This window comes from Collinsella sp. AM33-4BH (assembly GCF_003469205.1).
Taxonomy (GTDB): Bacteria; Actinomycetota; Coriobacteriia; order Coriobacteriales; family Coriobacteriaceae; genus Collinsella.
The window spans coordinates 2,218-20,606 of record NZ_QSIN01000018.1 but is presented as its reverse complement, the minus strand read 5'-3'; the positions used below and the strand labels follow the sequence as shown (position 1 = coordinate 20,606).

General features: G+C 57.3%; 15 protein-coding genes and 1 pseudogene. 12 read left to right on the top strand and 4 right to left on the bottom strand.

The features are described from left to right. The 3 genes from DW821_RS09800 to DW821_RS09785 form a co-directional block, all read left to right on the top strand. The coding region (locus DW821_RS09800; protein WP_118066714.1) for a radical SAM/SPASM domain-containing protein at positions 1-1,244 on the top strand (1,244 nt) is incomplete at its 5' end. Beyond that, entirely contained in the window at positions 1,228-2,862 is a 1,635-nt protein-coding gene (locus DW821_RS09795; protein ID WP_084591801.1) for an ABC transporter ATP-binding protein, read from the top strand. The genes DW821_RS09800 and DW821_RS09795, both read left to right, overlap by 17 nt. Before the next feature lie 602 nt (positions 2,863-3,464). Next, positions 3,465-3,737: a hypothetical protein gene (locus DW821_RS09785; protein ID WP_117584251.1), complete on the top strand. Its 273-nt coding sequence runs from the start codon at positions 3,465-3,467 to the stop codon at positions 3,735-3,737. Positions 3,738-3,759: 22 nt separating this feature from the next. On the opposite strand, the gene DW821_RS09780 is transcribed toward DW821_RS09785, so the two are convergent. Next, the gene (locus tag DW821_RS09780) at positions 3,760-4,278 is read right to left on the bottom strand and encodes a hypothetical protein (protein ID WP_124786586.1); all 519 of its coding nucleotides are present in this window, start codon (positions 4,276-4,278) and stop codon (positions 3,760-3,762) included. A 142-nt stretch (positions 4,279-4,420) separates the two neighbouring features. After that, the gene (locus DW821_RS09775) at positions 4,421-5,719 is read right to left on the bottom strand and encodes an ATP-binding protein (RefSeq protein ID WP_117856218.1); all 1,299 of its coding nucleotides are present in this window, start codon (positions 5,717-5,719) and stop codon (positions 4,421-4,423) included. A gap of 293 nt (positions 5,720-6,012) precedes the next feature. Here DW821_RS09775 and DW821_RS09770 point away from each other — a divergent pair, with 293 nt between their 5' ends. Beyond that, complete coding sequence (locus DW821_RS09770; protein ID WP_117584253.1) at positions 6,013-6,231, top strand: transposase; 219 nt, start codon at positions 6,013-6,015, stop codon at positions 6,229-6,231. 144 nt (positions 6,232-6,375) lie between these two features. Here the strand turns inward: DW821_RS09770 and galE are convergent, their stop codons facing one another. Then, entirely contained in the window at positions 6,376-7,437 is a 1,062-nt protein-coding gene (gene galE / locus DW821_RS09765) for a UDP-glucose 4-epimerase GalE (protein WP_117564856.1), read from the bottom strand. 268 nt (positions 7,438-7,705) lie between these two features. Here galE and DW821_RS09760 point away from each other — a divergent pair, with 268 nt between their 5' ends. Then, a complete protein-coding gene (locus DW821_RS09760; RefSeq protein WP_118066712.1) occupies positions 7,706-8,911 on the top strand; it encodes a hypothetical protein in 1,206 nt (401 codons plus the stop codon). A gap of 225 nt (positions 8,912-9,136) precedes the next feature. Here DW821_RS09760 and murB read toward each other — a convergent pair whose 3' ends face one another. Continuing rightward, positions 9,137-10,099, bottom strand: coding sequence for a UDP-N-acetylmuramate dehydrogenase (gene murB / locus DW821_RS09755; protein WP_118066710.1), 963 nt, complete (start codon positions 10,097-10,099; stop codon positions 9,137-9,139). Between the two features lie 240 nt (positions 10,100-10,339). Between murB and DW821_RS09750 the strand changes: the two genes are divergently transcribed. The 7 genes and pseudogenes from DW821_RS09750 to DW821_RS10360 all read left to right on the top strand — a co-directional run. After that, complete coding sequence (locus DW821_RS09750; protein ID WP_118066708.1) at positions 10,340-11,368, top strand: LacI family DNA-binding transcriptional regulator; 1,029 nt, start codon at positions 10,340-10,342, stop codon at positions 11,366-11,368. 204 nt (positions 11,369-11,572) lie between these two features. Next, positions 11,573-14,101: a phosphoketolase gene (locus tag DW821_RS09745; protein WP_118066706.1), complete on the top strand. Its 2,529-nt coding sequence runs from the start codon at positions 11,573-11,575 to the stop codon at positions 14,099-14,101. Positions 14,102-14,518: 417 nt separating this feature from the next. After that, positions 14,519-15,007: a hypothetical protein gene (locus tag DW821_RS09740; protein WP_117847836.1), complete on the top strand. Its 489-nt coding sequence runs from the start codon at positions 14,519-14,521 to the stop codon at positions 15,005-15,007. Between the two features lie 38 nt (positions 15,008-15,045). Continuing rightward, positions 15,046-15,813: a GntR family transcriptional regulator gene (locus DW821_RS09735; protein WP_118066704.1), complete on the top strand. Its 768-nt coding sequence runs from the start codon at positions 15,046-15,048 to the stop codon at positions 15,811-15,813. After that, a complete protein-coding gene (locus DW821_RS09730; RefSeq protein WP_118066702.1) occupies positions 15,798-16,511 on the top strand; it encodes a GntR family transcriptional regulator in 714 nt (237 codons plus the stop codon). The genes DW821_RS09735 and DW821_RS09730 overlap by 16 nt, the downstream gene beginning before the upstream one ends. Before the next feature lie 194 nt (positions 16,512-16,705). Beyond that, complete coding sequence (locus DW821_RS09725; RefSeq protein WP_118066700.1) at positions 16,706-17,821, top strand: SIS domain-containing protein; 1,116 nt, start codon at positions 16,706-16,708, stop codon at positions 17,819-17,821. 60 nt (positions 17,822-17,881) lie between these two features. Further along, positions 17,882-18,389: pseudogene (locus DW821_RS10360) on the top strand (SIS domain-containing protein); the annotation flags it as partial.

Sequence of the window (18,389 nt, the reverse complement as noted above, 5' to 3'; positions counted from 1 at the left end):
AGTGTTCGGATGAAGTTGCCAATCAAGGGTTAAATCCGGAATACGCGCAGAAATTCAAAAGGATTCAAGAAGGGGACGTTCGGGATGCCGATGATCTTGTCGCGGAGCTGATAAGGGGAGGCATCCTAGTCAATGAGGAGAGGGACGAGCTTGGGGAGATCAGGTTGCAAAGTCGCGCCGCGCGCTTTGCGAATACTGCTCTGTCCCTTACCATTGCGCCAACGATGGCTTGCAACTTTTGCTGTCCCTACTGCTATGAAAAGGGACAGGCGTACACGACGATGGGCGAGGAGGTTTTGACACAGCTCTCCAAGTTCGTGAAAGATTACTATCCTGGTATCGCAAGTCTCTCAGTTGGATGGTACGGCGGCGAGCCTCTGCTCGGAATGAAGATGATCGAACGGATTACGTCGGATCTGAAAGATGTCGTGGGGCCAACGTGTGAATATTCCGCATCGATAGTGACAAATGGCTATCTGCTGACGCCTGATGTTGCAAGGAGGCTCGCGGCATGTGGTGTGACGAGCGCGCAAGTGACTATAGATGGATCGAAGTCGGATCACGATTCGAGAAGGATTCTTCACGACGGAAGCCCTACATACGAACGTATTCTCAAGAACGTCAAAGAGTGTGCCGACATCATCGATATTTCGATAAGGAGCAACGTCGACAAGACCAACATCGAGGCCGCTCAAGAGCTATTGGATTATCTCGAGCTAAATGGCCTGATGAATAAGGTTCACTTCTATTTAGCCCCTGTTGACGATATCAATCAGGTATGTGCGAACGACAGCCACTGCTTTACTGTAAAAGAGTTCTCGTATGAGGAGACTGAGTTTTATAAAAGGGCAATTGCGCGGGGCTTCAAAGTTCAACCTTTTGGTGGGACGAATTTCGGGATATGTTGCGCCGTTGGAATCAACTCGTACGTGGTTGATCCCGTCGGAGATTTGTATAAGTGCTGGGATGACATTGGAATGAAGGAGCGGAGGGTCGGAACTATTTTCGAGCCGCCAATGTTGAGCAAGAACATGATTAACTGGATGGCATATGAGCCGGATGACCCGGAATGCCAAGAGTGCTTTGCTTTTCCCATGTGCATGGGAGGGTGCCCCAACCACGCCTTAAACGGTGAGGGGAAACGTTGCGTTTCCTTCCGGTATGATGCCGAGCAAAAAATGCTGCTCTCCCAGATGATGAATACGGCAAAACGGGGTGCGGGGCAAAATGAGGCTGATGCTTAATCTCTGTAGAAAATATATACTGGGCGGTCGATTCTACGCCTATCTTGTCGTAACAGTTTTGGTCGGGCTGCTTGCGCTTGCGGGTCCCTTTCTTACCGGCATAGTGGTAAACCGATTGGCGATGCCGGCCAGCGCCGATCTTGCCGCCGTTCTCGTTTGTTGCCTTATTTTGGTTGCGGTCCAAGCGGTTCGAGCGGGACTAGTGTATTGCTCAGAGATGCTGTACATCAACCTTCAGTCGCATGCGGGGTTCGGCTTAAATGCGGATACGCTTGAGCACGTGAAGCACCTTCCCCAGGCATTCTTCGAGGGCTTCAACGCGTCGTATTATAACCAGCAAATCAATCACGACGCTAATGACCTTGTCATCTTCGTAATCAACTCGGTTGTGGGGGTTTCAAGCAACGTTATCACCCTTTTGTCCGCCCTGTTTGTTCTCGGTAGCCTGAATATCAAGTTGAGTGTGGTCTGCCTTGTTCTTGCGGCAGCGAGTGCCGCTTTTTATGCGGTTTCACGCGCAAGGCTGTTTGAGAGAAGTTTTGACGTACAAGAGCAGAGCGCGAGGTTTTTTTCCTGTCTACAAGATCAGTTGGAGAAAGTTGATTTCATCCGCAAACATGCTTTGTTCGATAGGTCCCGCGCTGTACTGGTCGAAGCTTTTAATGGGCTCTATCCAACGATGAGAGCAAATCAGGAAGTAGGGTCTAGATTTACCTTTGGCAACGCGTTGGTCGCTTCCGCCGCTCAAGGATGTCTTCTTGCTGTGGGCGCGGTTGAAGTGATGGGCGGGAGACTGTTGCCTGGTTTTCTCGTGACTGCTGTTGGATATTATTCGAACTTAAGCTCAGCGGTACAGTATTTGTTGGGCTGGGGAAGGGATTACCAGACTAATCGCGTATGCTATGAGCGGCTGAAAAGAATTTGGGATGTCCCGGTGGAAGCGAATGGCAAATTGGCGCTTGGTCCGATTGAGGAAATCCGTCTAGAGAACATCAAGCTACGTTATCCAGGGGCGGAAAGGGTCGCGTTAAGCATTGAGGGGCTCGCGTTTTCCAGGGGTCGGCTATATGGAATCTCGGGGCCGAATGGTTCGGGGAAGAGCTCGCTGCTGTCAGTGATATTGGGGCTATATCCAGATGACACAGAAGGGGCCGTTCGCTACAACGGGGTGTCACAGCGTTGCATCGATCGATATGCATTGCGGCGGTGTCGAGTCAGCATTACGGAGCAAGAACCCCCTATCGTTGAGGGGACGATTCTCGATAATCTTACGCTGCTTTCTGATGATTACGAGATGGATAAGCTGAATCGGATGCTTGTCATATTGGGGCTAGACGAAATGGTTGCTTCTGTGGAGAACGGGGCAACGGCGATGCTTGACGGCGGGAAAGGAGGGGTGTCCGGCGGCGAGAAGCAAAAGATTGCAATTGTGAGACAGCTGTTGAAATCGCCGGACGTTATGCTTTTTGATGAACCGACCTCAGCACTTGATGCGAAGAGTCGAGGCGCGCTGATCAAATTGCTTCATGAAATTAAGAGAGACCATATTGTAATCGTTGTCACTCATGACGAGGAGATGCTTGCCGCCTGTGACGAGGTCATTTCGACGGCTGGATGATTATCGGATTGTGGCGTTGAAGACCAAGAAACTTGAAATGGCGTGGGCTCTGGGTAGGTCTCCACGGGTACGCCGTCGGTGCTGTACTCGACCGCCCGGCAAGAAGGTTTTATAGCGTGTTTCCCCAGAGAGGTCCCTTTGTCCGGTAGTGGCGAGGGGAGCCTCTCTTTTGCTCACCTCTTGCGGCGGAGGGGGACACCATGCGCCTATGCAGGACAAACTGCGCGTTCTTGTCGAATGATGGGCTATGTGTAGAGATGATGGTCTCGGGTAGAGGCCGTGTCGCGCTCGGCTGCGATGAGCCAGGCAATTCAATCTTCATCCGGGAGGGCCTTGGCAAGACAAGCAGGGCGAAGACCTTGGCGACGTTTGGGAGCCGTGTGGCGCCCGGCTCCACGCTCATCCACGACATGGAGCCGGGCGCCACACGGCTCCCGTCAACAATCTGTCACTGAAGAGCCAGCACTACAACGCGAAGCTGCTCAAGGGCGTTCCCGACGGCCAGAACCCGCTGGGGCCCGTGAACCGGATGCGCTACTTCATGCAGTGCTTCCTGAGGGCTCATCCCGGCTCCAACCGGGACGACATGCGGGGCTGTGGCTATGAGTCCGCCCGAGGACAAGCTTGAGAAGGTCGCGATGGTGCTCGATCGGGCAATGCGATACCCGAAAACGCTCAGGTTCAGGCAGTTCTATGCAAGAAAGCCCAGTTCAGATGAGTTCGACGAGCAATATTTATCAACACAGTGCAAGGGGGGATTATATTTGTATTTCATCCGTGTTGAGCTTCACACGGTGCGCGACTCATCGCAAACTGGCGGGCGCAGCGGAAAGAAAACCGACTGCAGACGAACGATCGATATCGGGAGCAAATAGCCACCGGATGCTTTTCGGTCTCCTACGCGTCGACCTCCGCGATTTCTTCTGCGTCTCGCCAAGTTGAAAGGAGCGATGTCGAAAACTCCTTTTCGGTTAGCGTCAAGACATCCTTCACGCAAAAACCTTTCAATTTGTCAGGAAGCCCAAAACGCGCTTTTTTCCTAATCGAGCTGGCAACCCGCTTCAACGCGGTCTTGTTCTTGTCCTCGTTGTATACCAAAACAAAGACGCAGTGCTCGCGAAACCATCTCGTCCTCTTTCCCCACAGGTCCGAGCAGATCAAAACGCTGTCCTTGCACTTCTCGATGAGGGCGTCCCTTTGGCCAAGATTGATACCAAGCTCTTCGTCATCCTTGGGATTGAGCCTCTTCCCCAGCGTCTCCTTCAGACTGCCGTTTTTAAATTCGACTAGATATAACGTTTCCCGATCGCAATACAGCGCATCGGCGGAGCGCGGGAGTTGCATCCACCTATTGACCTTCTTGCAGTAGCATTCTTTAACAGAGTCAAAATTGACAACAGGCAAATCGTCATCCACAAGAGAGACGCTCCCGTCTCTGGATGTTTTGGAGATGGTCGACGTGCAGTCCCTTAGGATACAGGTCCTGCAACGGGAGCAACCATCGCTGCCATCTGGCACCGCGGGAGAGTTCGGATGAGGGCAGGAGGCGCACAGGTCGCTACTCAAGGCCGTACTCCTCCCTCTCAAGCGTATCAAAAGGAGCCGCCAGCTTCTCGTAGGCGACCTCAGTCGAGCCGGTTATATCGGCAAAGCGAGAGCGTCCATCAGTGCAGGTCTCCGCAAGATAATATGAGCACAATCCATCAACAGCGTGCTTCTTAGAATACACTTCGATCGCATTCAGGAAATATGGACTATGGGTGCTCATTAAGACGTGCATCCCGAGCTCTTTCTGGAGCAGCACGATTATCTCGGCGAAGGCCAGCTGCCATGCAGGATGAAGATGAATCTCGGGTTCATCGAGGATAATAGTCCCTCCGGCATCTAGCGCGCCGGACTTCAAGAGCACCTTCATGATGGCGAACGTCTTCAAGCCAGCAGAAAGGTTCCCAGGCTCCAACCCCCGAGCGAAGCCCTCTTCGAGATACGTAAGGTGACCGCGACTTTCGCTCCTCTCGAAATGCCCCGGACATAAGGAGGAAACCTTGTCCATGAGAACCTTCAGGTGTCGCTCCTTCGCGATCTCTTCGAACAGCGAGGACTCGCTGTCATCGTTACGGATGGTCGCCTGAATCAAATCTTGCCGCAGCTCCTCCTGGTGTCCAAGGAGGGGCTTGAACCGAAAAGCGGGGCCGTAGGGTCCTCCGAGAGAATCGATCAGGAACGGGTCGTCCAGATAATGCGCCCTGAATCGCAAAACCCTCCTATCGTGCACCTCCGCCACCTCGTCACTTGCAACCGAGAAAACCGTAGATGCGTCCTTTATCTGGAGTTCGACCTTCCCGGGCTCTTCGCCGAAAACCGAATTGATCTGGCCGTTGAACTCGCTTCGGAACCTGTTTGTCGCAATCGCACGAAATACCTCATCATCGGAGATATCCATGATCTCGATAATCTGATCGGCAACTCCTGCTACGCCATTCGTGAAATCGGATTCGATCTCACGGGAGATCTCCTCCCCGTAATACTCCTTTATCTCATCAATAAGCTCGTCCCTCGTGCACTCGCCCGAAAAAACCCTGTCGATGAAACTATTCATTCTTCCAGCAGTTCGCCTGTGGCGAGACGTGGAGTCGAGAGGGCTTCCCACATATGCCTTCCTGATGGCGCGCTCAACACTATTGCGCCTCATGCGGTCGATTTTGTTCTCCGAATCGGACATGCTGTTGAAGGCCGCATAAAGCGCTTTTCCAACCGTGCTTTTCCCCGTCCCGTTCTCCCCGGCGATCACGGCAATACCATTAATCTCGATATCGGCCTCAGCGACCCTGCCGATGTTTTTCATCTTGATTTTCAATGCATATCACCAGCTCTAAACTCGCGAGACTCAATAGCTCGATTATCGCACAGAGAGATCGACTTCTCGAGGACTCCCTAAATGGAACGCGCGGTGAGGACATGGCTCGCCGCCGTCCGCTTCGCGTTCGCGCGGGGGAAGGTGACGACCAGGGACCTCTCCGGGCTCATCGAGAGGAGCGCCAGATTCTCCTCGTCCATTTGAACTGTATCGTATTCAAGGACACTTGACTTAGAGGAATGGCGTTGAGCGGCGATAATCGTTTCAGCGCCAAAAAGAAAGGAGTGTCAGTCATGGCAGACGGGCCCTCCTACACAGCGGGGTACCGCGCCGAGGCCGCAGACTTCGCCGCCGCGTCGGGGAAGCCCATCGCCCAAGTGGCAGCCGACCTCGGCATCAACGAGAAGACCCTGGGAAGATGGGTGACGGTCAGGAAGAAGGAGCTGACCAACCACCCGGTCGCGGCGGCCGCAAGTGCATGCGCGAGCTCGAGCTCGAGAACGAGTTCCTAAAAAGCCCCGACCTCACATTGGAGGCCGGGGCCAGTAGATTTTTGGGACATGTCTAGAAATCTACCCATGCAGGAAGCGGCATGTGCCGAGCATGTCGCGTGCTAGGTTTTGAGGCATGCCACAAAACCTAGCACGGGGGAGTGGCTACTCGGCGTCGGCGAAGCCGTTGGGGTTATGGCTCTGCCAATTCCAGCTGTCGCGGCACATGTCCGCGATGTCGTACTGGGCCTTCCAGCCCATCATGCGTTCGGCCTTGGAGGCATCGCACCAGTTGGCGGCGATATCGCCGGCACGGCGCTCGCGAATCACGTAGGGCAGCTCCTTGCCGCAGGCCTTGGAGAAGGCGGCGACGACCTCGAGTACCGAGGTGCCGGTGCCGGTGCCCAGGTTAAAGATCTCGACGCCGGTCTTGCCGTTCATCCAGTTGAGGGCGGCAACGTGACCGGATGCCAGGTCGCACACGTGGATGTAGTCGCGCACGCCGGTGCCGTCGGGGGTGGGGTAGTCGTTGCCAAAGACCTGAACGGCCTCGAGCTTACCGACGGCGACCTGGGCGACGTAGGGCACCAGGTTGTTGGGGATGCCCTTGGGGTCCTCGCCGATCAGGCCCGACGGATGGGCACCGATGGGATTGAAATAACGGAGCAGCACGACGTCCCACTCGGGGTCGGCGGTGTGGACGTCCATGAGGATCTGCTCAATCATCCACTTGGTCCAACCATAGGGGTTGGTCGCGGGCTTCTTGGGGTCTTCCTCGGTGACGGGCGGATTGTCCGGATCGCCGTAGACGGTCGAAGAACTCGAGAAGATGATGGACTTGCAGCCGTGGTTGCGCATGACATCGATGAGCACTAGGGTGTTCTCGATATTGTTGTGGTAGTACTCGACGGGCTTGCTCACCGACTCGCCAACGGCCTTAAAGCCGGCGAAGTGGATGACGCGGTCGATTTGGTGGGTATCGAAGATCTTGTTCATCGCATCGCGGTCGAGCACGTTGGCCTCGTAGAAGGTGAGGTTCTTGGCGGCCTCGTCGCCCACGATGGTCTTGACGCGGTCGATGGCAACGGCGCTGGAGTTGGAGAGGTCATCGACGACGACAACCTGGTAGCCACCCTCGAGCAGCTGAACGACGGTATGCGAGCCGATAAAGCCGGCGCCGCCGGTAACGAGGACGCAGGTGTCTTTGGGGTCGAGTGCTTTGGACATGTAGTCTCCTATCGAATCAGGAACACTTCTTGAGGGGAGTATAGCGCAGCTGGGCGCGCCCAAAACACGCGGGTCAGGAAAACCAGAGGAATGATGTTAACGTACTCATAGGGTGTTATTTGCATAATTCTTACCTTTGGTGTGGGACGTATTTGCGAGCCGCTGACCATGCTTTTCCAGCCGTTCGTGGAAATAGTTGGGACAAGCGCGATGTGCGTTAATATGTTTGAGTTGAGCGACATATAAATAAGCATGTAACGGAGTACATATGTCACCAAACAACGATTCCATTTTTACGCAGGAGCTTTCGCGCCGCACTGCCCTTAAGGCTCTTTTCGGCGCCGCTTCCGCGGCTGTTCTTTTTGGCCTGCCCGCCCGCGCCCATGCGGCTGAGGCCAGCCAAGAAACCACCGACAAACTGAATGCCGCCCAGGCCCAGCTCGACGAGGTCCAGGCTCAGCTCGACAGCATTGCCAATGAGTACGCGGCGCTCGCCAACAAGAATGCCCAGACCCTCAACGACATCGAGAATGTCCAGGGCAAGATTGACGACACGCAGGCCCAGATCGATGAAAAGAAGGCCGAGCTCAAGAAGAAGCGCAACGACCTTTCCGATCGCGTGGCCGCCAGCTACAAGTCCGGCGGTACGAACATCCTGTCGCTGCTGCTGGCCTCTGGCTCGTTTGAGGAACTCGTCGCCAACGCGCATTACGTTGAGAAGATCAACAAGAGCGACCGCGATGCCATCGAGGATATCCAGACGATTCAGGCTGAGCTCGACGCGCAGAAGACCGAGCTCGAAGCACAAAAAGCCGACTTGGAGAAGCTCAAGGACCAGCAGACTGCTCAGATGCAGGACATGCAGGCCAAGCAGCAGGAGGTCCAGACGGTTCTGAACGGCCTCTCCGACGATGTCAAGGAGCTCATGGCCCAGCGCGATTCCGAGATTCTTGCTGCCGCTCAGGCCGAGGAGGCTGCCAAGAAGGCTGCCGCTGCCGCGGCTGCCGCAAACAAGAACAATTCCTACTCGGGTGGTTCAAGCTCGGGTGGCGGATCGTATGCGCCCGGAACTCCGCAACAGAATGCCGGCTCGGGCAAGCAGCAGGCCGTCGTCAACGCATGCTACTCCACGCCTTCGCCTGGCCTGAACTGGTGCGCCGCCTGGGTTACCAACGTGTTCCGCAACGCCGGCGTAGGCTACTTTGGCGGCAACGCGTGCGACATGTTTAACGCCTGGTGCTACAGCTCCGATCGTTCGGCGCTGCAGGTGGGCATGATCGTGGCCGACTCGTCGCACAGTGGCACCGGTACGCCGGGTCTGCTGTACGGACACGTGGGCATCTATGTTGGCGGCGGCATCGTTATGAGCAACGAGGGCGCCATCACGTCGAGGTCGCTTGACTCGTTCATTGGGTTCTACGGCACTGGCTCTGGCGTGCGCTGGGGCTGGCTCGGCGGTATTGCGCTGTCGTAAAGCCGACTGGGCCGCGTGCCCGCCCGCAATATATTTGATTGCCTGCTCGGGCAGTCCTGCGCAAGACGAAGGCCACATTAAGTGGCCTTCTTTGCGTGCGGAACTCGCGATCAATCAAATATATTGCGGGCGGGCACGCGGCCCTCTCGGGTTCGGGGCGCTGCGCACCGGACTGGTTTATCTGAATAAATATGGCGAAGGCCCCTTTCGGGGCCTTCTTTTTTATTAGAGGAATTCGCCGACTCGGTGGACTTCGGGTTGTAGGTCTACTCCGAATTGGTCTTTGACGGTTGCTTGGATGTGGCGGATGAGTTCGTCGACGTCGGCAGCGGTGGCGTGGTCGGCGTTGACGATGAAGCCGCAGTGCTTCTCGCTCACCTGGGCGCCGCCGATAGCGTGGCCGCGCAGGCCGGCGTCCATGATGAGCTTGCCGGCAAAGTGGCCCTCGGGGCGCTTGAAAGTGGAGCCGGCGCTCGGCATGTCGAGCGGCTGCTTGTCCTCGCGGCGTTGGCGGTAGTCGTCCATGTCGGCCTTGATCATCGCGGCGTTGCCCGGGGCGAGGTTAAAGGTGGCAGAGAGCACGATAAAGCCGTCGTCGGCGATGCGGCTCTTGCGATAGCCCAGGTTAAGCTCGTCGACATCGAACTCAATGATATTGCCGCTGCCGCGGGTGCCGTCATCGAGCGCGCGGGCGGGCTTATAGACGCGCACGGACTCCAAAACATCGGCCATGCAGGCGCCGTAGGCACCGGCGTTCATATAGCAGGCGCCGCCGACCGAGCCGGGGATGCCCGAGAGGGGCTCCATGCCGGTGAGGCAGGCTTCGGCGGCAGCCGCGGCGACATCGGAAAGCAAGGCGCCGGCTGCTGCCGTAACATGCGTGCCGTCGACGGTGATGTCGGAGAGGCCTTCGCCCAGTGCCACGACGACACCGCGGATGCCCTTGTCACCGACGAGTAAGTCGGAGCCGTTGCCCACGATGGTGAGCGGTAGATCGCAGCGGTAGCAGGTATCAAGCGTGGCGACGAGGCCCTGCTCGGTGTCGGGCGTGACAAAGACATCGGCCGGGCCGCCGATCTTAAACGTGGTGTGCTCGCGCATGGGTTCGCTCATGAGCACGTTGTCCTCGCCGGCAACACCGGCGAGCGCGCACAGCAGGTCCTCGTTAAAAAAGTCGTTCTCGTGCATACGAATATCCGCCTTATGGTGGTCGTTTTCATTAATCGAATGCAATATACCCCACCCGGATGGATTTGGTGCAAAGTAACCTGACCCCAATGCATCACATGGTGCAAAGGGGTCAGGTTACTTTGCACCAATCGCGGCGATAAAACAGCCGTCTACCGGATTGGTAAAGTGTTTATCATCAAGGTAGAGGGACGGTCGCTATACTTTCAAGAGATTGCGCGAATACTCGGAAGGAGCGAGATGGGCAACAAAGTTACTCTCAAGCAGATTGCCCAGGAGGTGGGGCTTTCCCCCTCGTCGGTCTCGCTTGTTCTCAATAATCGGCCCTGTCGCATCTCGGAAGAAAACCGCAAGCTCATTAAGGAGGTTGCGGCGCGCAACCACTATGTTCCTAACCAGATTGCGCGCAGCCTGGTCATGCGCGAGTCGCGCACACTGGGCCTTATCGTTCCCAATATCGAGAGCCGCTTTTTTGCCTCGCTCGCCGGCAGCCTGGAAAAGCGCTGCCGCGAGGACGGCTACGCGCTCTTTATTACCAGCTCGGGTGGAAGCGCCGAGGACGATCTGGAGCTCCTACGGCAGCTGGTGACGCGCGGCGTCGATGGTGTGTTCTTGGTCGTGGGCGACGAGTTTTCCGACGACCGCGCCCTGCGCGAAGAAGTCAGTCATCTGCCCATCCCGGCGGTAATGGTCGACCGTGCCATTGAGGGGCTCGAGTGCGACAAGGTGATGTTCGACCACGAGATGGGTGGTTACATGGCCACCCGCTATCTAATCGAGCAAGGCCACCGTCGCATTGCCTGCTTGGTTAATGCGCGCCGTTCCAATACGGGCCGTAAACGTCTTGCCGGCTACGAGCGTGCACTGCGCGAGGTGGGGCTGCCTATTGACGCGCGTTTGGAGTTCGAGAGCGAGTACTACATTCCGAGCGCCTATGAGGCCTCGGAGGCGGTGCTCGCAACCGACGCCACCGCCGTGTTCGCAAGCTCGGATAACATTGCCCTCGGTCTGCTCAAGCGCTTGCACGAGATGGGGAAGAGCATCCCAAGCGATATCTCGGTCGTAAGCTATGACAACTCGGCGGCCGACGTTCTCTTTGAGCCGGCGCTGACCGCGATTGAGCAGGATCCCGGCGTGCTCGCCGAGCATGCTTTTGGCTGCATGTCCAAGCGTCTTGCCGGTAGGGGCGGCAGGCGTGCCGAAGAGGTCGTTCTGGAGCCGGCGCTTATCGTTAAGGACAGCGTTCTCGAGCTTACTAAACACAACTAAACACGTTTATCAATTTGCAGAGACTGAATGTGGAGCACCTGTGACAGGCAATGCCGCAGGTGAATGTCTGCTTTTGCCTGTCTACATGGCAAATCAGGATGCTAAAACGTTTTTTCACCATGATAAAACGTTTTAGCAAATATACTAGTCCCAACGAAAGGTTGCCGTATCGGAAGGCGACCGCGCAGCGAAGGGACATAAACAATGGCTAAAACACTGGGGACGCCGTGGCAAAAGCTGGGCCACGAGGTACCGGCTTCCGAGCTCGAGGGCGTCGACCTGTATTGGCGCGCATCGAACTATCTGTCCGTCGGTCAGATCTACCTTCGCTCTAATCCGCTCATGCGCCCCGACTTTGTCGACGAGAAGACCGGTGAGGTGCGCGACTTTGGTCGCCCGGACGTTAAACACCGCCTGGTCGGTCACTGGGGCACCACGCCCGGCATCAACTTCCTGTTCGGCCACGTCAACCGCCTTATTGCCGACCACAACCAGAACGCCATTTTCTTGATGGGCCCGGGCCACGGTGGCCCCGCCGGCACCGCCCAGTCGCTGCTCGATGGTACCTACCGCGAGATTCGCCCCGACATCACCAACGACGAGGCAGGCCTGCAGAAGTTCTTCCGCCAGTTCTCTTATCCCGGCGGCATCCCGAGCCACTTTGCGCCCGAGACGCCCGGCTCCATCCATGAGGGCGGTGAGCTCGGCTACACGCTCAGCCATGCCTACGGCGCCGTCATGGACAACCCGAGCCTGCTGGCCGTGGCCGTGGTGGGCGACGGCGAGTCCGAGACCGGTCCGCTCGCGACCTCTTGGCAGTCCAACAAGCTCGTGAACCCGGCAACCGACGGTATCGTCCTGCCGATCCTGCACCTCAACGGCTATAAGATCGCCAACCCCACCATTCTTGCCCGCGTGTCCAACGAAGAACTCACCAAGTTCTTTGAGGGCATGGGCTATAAGCCGCACTTCTTTGTCGCCGGTTTTGACGACGAGAGCCATGCAAGCATCCACGAGCGTTTCGCCGCCCTGTTTGAGCAGGTCTTTGACGAGATTTGCGACATCAAGGCCACCGCACAGGCCCAGGCCGCCGCGGGTGAGACCGTGGTCCGTCCGGCCTACCCCATGATTGTGTTCCGTACGCCCAAGGGTTGGACCTGCCCCAAGCAGATTGACGGCAAGAAGACCGAGGACTCCTGGCGCGCGCATCAGGTGCCGCTGGCGAGTGCCAAGGACACCCACGAGCACTTCCGCGTGCTGCGCGAGTGGTTGCGCTCCTACAAGCCCGAGGAGCTCTTTACGCCCGAGGGCCAGGTGCGCCCCGAGGTGACGGCCTTTATGCCGACCGGCGAGCTGCGCATCGGCGCCAATCCCAACGCGAACGGCGGTAAGGTGCGCCGCGAGCTCGAGTTGCCCGATATTCACGCTCACGAGATTCCCGTCGCCGAGAAAGGCCACGGCTGGGGTTCCACCGAGGCCGCCCGCGTCTTTGGCGAGTACACTGCCGACGTTCTGGCTAAGAACATGGACGACTTCCGCATCTTTGGTCCCGACGAGACCGCATCCAACCGCCTGCAGGCTGCCTACAAGGTGACCAAGAAGCAGTGGGATGCCGGCTTCTACGAGGACGAGGCCAACGACGAGCTGCTGGCCGGCTCCGGTAAGGTCGTCGAGCAGCTGTCCGAGCACCAGTGCGAGGGCTTCCTCGAGGCTTACGTGCTCACCGGACGCTCCGGTGTGTGGAGCTCCTACGAGAGCTTTGTCCACGTGGTCGATTCCATGGTCAACCAGCACTGCAAGTGGCTCGAGGCCACCAAGCGCGAGATTCCGTGGCGTGCTCCCATTAGCGGCCTCAACATTTTGCTGTCGAGCCATGTCTGGCGTCAGGACCACAACGGCTTCTCGCATCAGGACCCCGGCTTTATCGACCTGCTGCTCAACAAGGCCAACGACACGCATATCGTGAATGCTTACTATCCGGCCGACGCCAACATGGCGCTTGCTGTGGCCGAGCGCGTCTACCAGTCCACCGACTGCGTTAACGCCATTTTCTGTGGCAAGCAGCCCGCCCCCACCTTCCAGACGGTTGACGAGGCCAAGTCCGAGCTCGCCGAGGGTGTCGCGACTTGGGAGTGGGCATCGACTGCCGACTCACTCGCCGAGGCCGACGTCGTGGTCGCCACGTGCGGCGACGTGCCGACGCTCGAGGCTCTGGCCGCAACCGATATGCTGCGCGAGCTGGGCATTAAGGTGTGGTTCGTCAACGTGGTCGATCTGCTCAAGATTCAGAACGCCTGCGAGAACGACCAGGCCATCAGCGATGAGCGCTGGGCTGAGCTGTTCGGCTGCGGTGAGAAGCCCGTGCTCTTTGCATTCCACGCCTATGCCGGCACGATTCGCCGCCTGATCTGGAACCGCCCCGGCCACGACGCCTTCCGCGTCCACGGCTACGAGGAGAAGGGTTCCACGACCACGCCGTTCGACATGCTGCGCCTGAACAACATGGACCGCTGGGCCCTGGCCGCTGACGTGCTGCGCATGGTCGACGTCGATAAGTTTGCCGAGCAGATTGATAAGTGGGAGGCATTCCGCACCGAGGCCTTCGAGTTCGCGTGCGATGAGGGCTACGATCACCCGGCCTTCACCGACTGGGTCTGGCCCGACGCCGCAGCCGCAACCGCTGCCGACGGCGCGCTCTCCGCAACGCAGCTAACTGCCGGCGACAACGAGTAGGTAGGCATCCGGGACGGTCTCGCGCTGGGGCCGCCTCCGGGCGGGTGCCTTCCTCTGAGAAGTGGGCTTCGCGAACTTCTCAGAGGAAGGCACCCGCCCGGAGGCGGCCCTCTCGACCGTTTCGATCTGCGGGGGCTGATATTTTTAATGTAATGGGGACTTGGCTGTTGCTGTCTTGTGGATTGTGCATCCAACTAGGGTCAGCCAAGATTACATCGCCGGGGCCGGGGAGGCCTGCTTTGTTTTGAGAAGTTCGCGGAGCCCACTTCTCAAAACAAAGCAGGCACCCCGGCCCTCGTCCGTACATATTCCCCGCTGGGCGAGCCGTAGGCGCCGCGCACCGATGTGCTAAAGTGACGGCTTGAAATTGGTGCTATATTTAGCTCGAGTTGTTAAGTGTTAGTACGGGAGTCTGATATGGGGCTGTTCAAGAAGAAAAACCCGCAGGATGCCTTTGATCCCGATGTGTTTACTATAACGGATACGATTTTGGACCCGCCGCGGTTTACATTTTTGCCGGCTATCTACCAGGATGCCACGCGTCGCAAGTGGGCCGTACACCAGCGCGGCGGCGAGCCGAAGATTTTTGACTATGCGGACGTGTTGCAGTGCGAAGTGGCCGAGGCAGGCGATCCTGAGGCCGAGGAAGTGGCCTCAAAACAGGAATTTGCCCAGCGTATCCTGGCAAATCCCGCTAAGGCGGCAAAAATAAACGCTGCCAAGCGTAATATGTGTCTTGGTATGGGCGTTGTTGTGGCGGTTCAGACGGGAAAAGACGAGGTTTCCAAATTAGAGATTCCCGTTATGACCGACGAAGTCAAACGCGATTCAAGCCTATATAAGTCGTATCGGAATGTCGCCGAGAAGATCAAGGCCGAATTTGATGCCATGGGAGGGCTGGTCTAATTTTGGCGGCATACGTTTCTGAATGAGGAGTCTGTGCAATGGCAGGCGAATCTTATGCAATTCCCCCCAAAGATCGTGCTGTCGAGGGAATTCTTTGGTATATCCAGCACTATCAGCTTGCCGGCGGTGATCGCCTGCCGGCCGAGCGCGTGCTGTGCGAGGAGATTGGCGTTTCGCGTACAGCGTTGCGTGCCGGTATCACGCGGCTCATCTCGTGTGGAACGCTCGAGAGCCGTCGCGGATCGGGTACGTATGTGTGTCCTCCCAAGCCGCTGAATATCTTCCAGGAAACGTATAACTTTTCCGATGCCGTGCGGACTGCCGGCCTGCACCCCTCTTCTCGTCTGGTTTCCACCGGGACTATCGAGGCGGATGAGGCGCTTGCCGACAAGCTTGGGGTGGCTGTAGGCGCTCCTTTGCTCCGCATGCAGCGCGTTCGACTTATTGAGGGAGAGCCGGCGTCAATCGAGACGGCTCACGTTAACCTGTCCCTGTGCCCCGCGCTTCCCGATCACGATTTTGAGCGTGAGAGCCTTTACGATGTCTTGCTCAAAGAAGGTGGCGTGCGTGTTGAGCATGGACGTGAGCATATCTCCATCTCGCGTTTGAACGCCGAAGAGGCCGAGCTGCTCCAGCAAGAAGAGGGAACGCCGGTGTTCTATGAGAGCACGATCGAATTTGATAAGGACATGCGTTTTGTGGAGCATTGCAAATCGGTGATTTTGCCCACAAAGTTCCGCTTTGCCGATAACGGCGAAGAGAACGGCATGAGGAGCGTGGCAGGTGAACAATGGCTGAAACAGTAGTTGCCACCCCGGTTTATATGCGCATTCGACGCCGCATCGAGGAGCGTATCGAGCGCGGAATATATCCCACGGGTTCCATGATTCCGTCCGAAAAAGACCTCGCCGAGGAATTCGGTACGACACGCTTGACCATCCGAAGTGCTGTCGATGAGCTGGTTCGGCGTGGGCAGATTCGACGCGTCCGCGGAAAGGGCGCGTTTGTGGCACAGAAAGTGCCCGTTGCGTACGAGCGAACGGGAGGCTTTCGCGAATCGGTTCGTGCTTCGGGTGGCGAGCCGTCCGTCCGTATCCTCGCGCGTTCCAAGCGTTATGCGGGCCCATATTATGCCAACCTGTTTGGCATTGCCGAGGACGATTTACTGTATTCGATTCGGCGTTTGAACTGCGTCAACGGCGATCCCGTATCGATTGAGATGGCGTTCATTCCGTGCCTGCTGTTTCCCACAATCGAAGATATTGACGTGTCGGTCTTCAGTTTGTATGAGACCTATGAGATGTTGGGCCGAAAGCCGGTCATGGCACAGGAAAAGCTCGATATCGAAGCGCTGGGCGCGCGAGATGCCGGCCTGCTTGGACTGGAGCAGGGCGATCTTGCCTTGACGCTTGAGTGCGTGAGCTTCGATGCAAGCGGCCAGGCGATCGAGTACGTCAAGTCGTTTAACCGCGGCGATGCGGGTGGATATACCTATACGTACTAGCTGGTTTTTTGCATAACGGGCTGAAAAGCTGACGGAATTTTGATTCGTTGAGCAGACTACATATACAACCTTACATGGCTCAAAATCGACCGTTCGCCGATGGGGATAAATTAATCGACAAAGAGGTATCAAAAAGCCGTAACCTGTAATTGTGATTGGTATCAAATACTAATGATTTGTTACGAGGTGAGACGATGAAGATGCTCGATTACGTTCAGCTTGCCCATGTGCGTATGGGAGCGAACCTCGAGCGTTCGTCTGAGCTGGTAGCGCAGCTCGTTGATATTATCCAGTCCGGTTCTTTTGACGCGCTGCGCATCGTTGCTTCGGGTTCGTCGCGCCATGCCGCCGATTGCGCCCGAGATTACCTGCAAGATGCGCTGCAGATGCAGGTGTCCGTTGTGACGCCCGAGGCCTTCGTCGATTTTGAACACACCTATCCGCAGCATGCGCTCAACATCGCCGTCTCGCAGAGTGGCTATTCGACCAATACGATTGCGGCGCTCGATTACATGCGTGCACACGATATGGCTGCAGTTGCGCTCACGGCAAACGTCGAGGCACCCATCAAGGAACACGCTGACATCGTTCTTGACTACGGTGTGGGTGTCGAGTCGGTGGACTTTGTGACTCTGGGCGTCGAGGTTCTCGTTGAGTACCTGGTGCTCTTTGGTATTTACGGCGGTCAGGCGCGCGGAACGATTGACGCCAAGGGCGTTGCTCAGCGTCTTGATGACCTGCGCGAGGCTATCCAGGCTAATGCCGTGATGTGCAAGACCGCCGAGGCATATGTCCAAGATCACATGCTCGAGCTTTCTGAGCACATGCCCGCCATGGTCGTCGGCAACGGCCCCAACTATGGTGTTGCCGAGGAGGCAGCGCTCAAGCTGAGCGAGACCATCAAGATTCCTGCCATGCATCACGAAGGCGAGGAGTTCGTCCACGGTCCCGAGATGCAGATCGTTCCGGGCTATCTGGTGTTTATCGTCGACGATCCGCAGGGGTCGGAGCGTCTTGCGAATATCGCCGATGCGCTATCGAACGTTACGGCAAAAACGGTGCTGCTCACGGCCCATCCCAAGGATAGGGCTCACGAGGTTGCGGTGCCTCAGGTGGCTCCGCTGCTCAGCGCAATTCCCAATCTTGTGTTCTTCCAGACGATTGCGGCCATGATTGCCGAGCGTCTGAAGTCATGGAACGTGCACCCGTATCTCGATACCGTCTCCAAGCAAATGGAGGTCAAGGCAGAGGGCTACGAAGAGTCAGTCAATGCGCTTAAGGCCAAAGCGGCTGAGTGTTACGGAATGTAAGCGGGTTTTGATGCCCGTTGGCATGGGGGATGTGGAAACAACCCCAGAAAGGAGAGACAAATGAAGGAAACCGAGAAGATCGAGATCATGCATTTCGACCAGGAGGGCTATCTCGAGGACGGCAAGGCGCTCTACGAGACCGGCAAGAAGATGACCGCGCTCGCCGACAAGGTCGCCGACGAGGGCTACGACGCCGTGTTCCTGATGGGCGTCGGCGGCACCTGGGACGAGCTCATGCAGCTCGAGTACCTCATGAACAAGTTCGGCGACCGCGACCTCGAGGTCTACCTGATCCACGCCGCCGAGTGGAACGTCATGGGCCACAAGCGCATGACCGAGAAGTCCGTCGTGCTCACCGCCTCCGAGTCCGGAACCACCCCCGAGGTCCTCGAGGCCGTCAAGAAGATGAAGGGCATGGGCGTGCGCGTCTACGCCATGACCAAGCCCGAGGGCCCCATCGGCCAGGCTGTCGGCGCCGAGAACTGCGTCGCCATGGCTTCTGACCATGGTTCGGGCGGCTGCGAGAAGGGCTACTACCTCGCCGACTGCTTCGGCCTGCGCCTGCTCA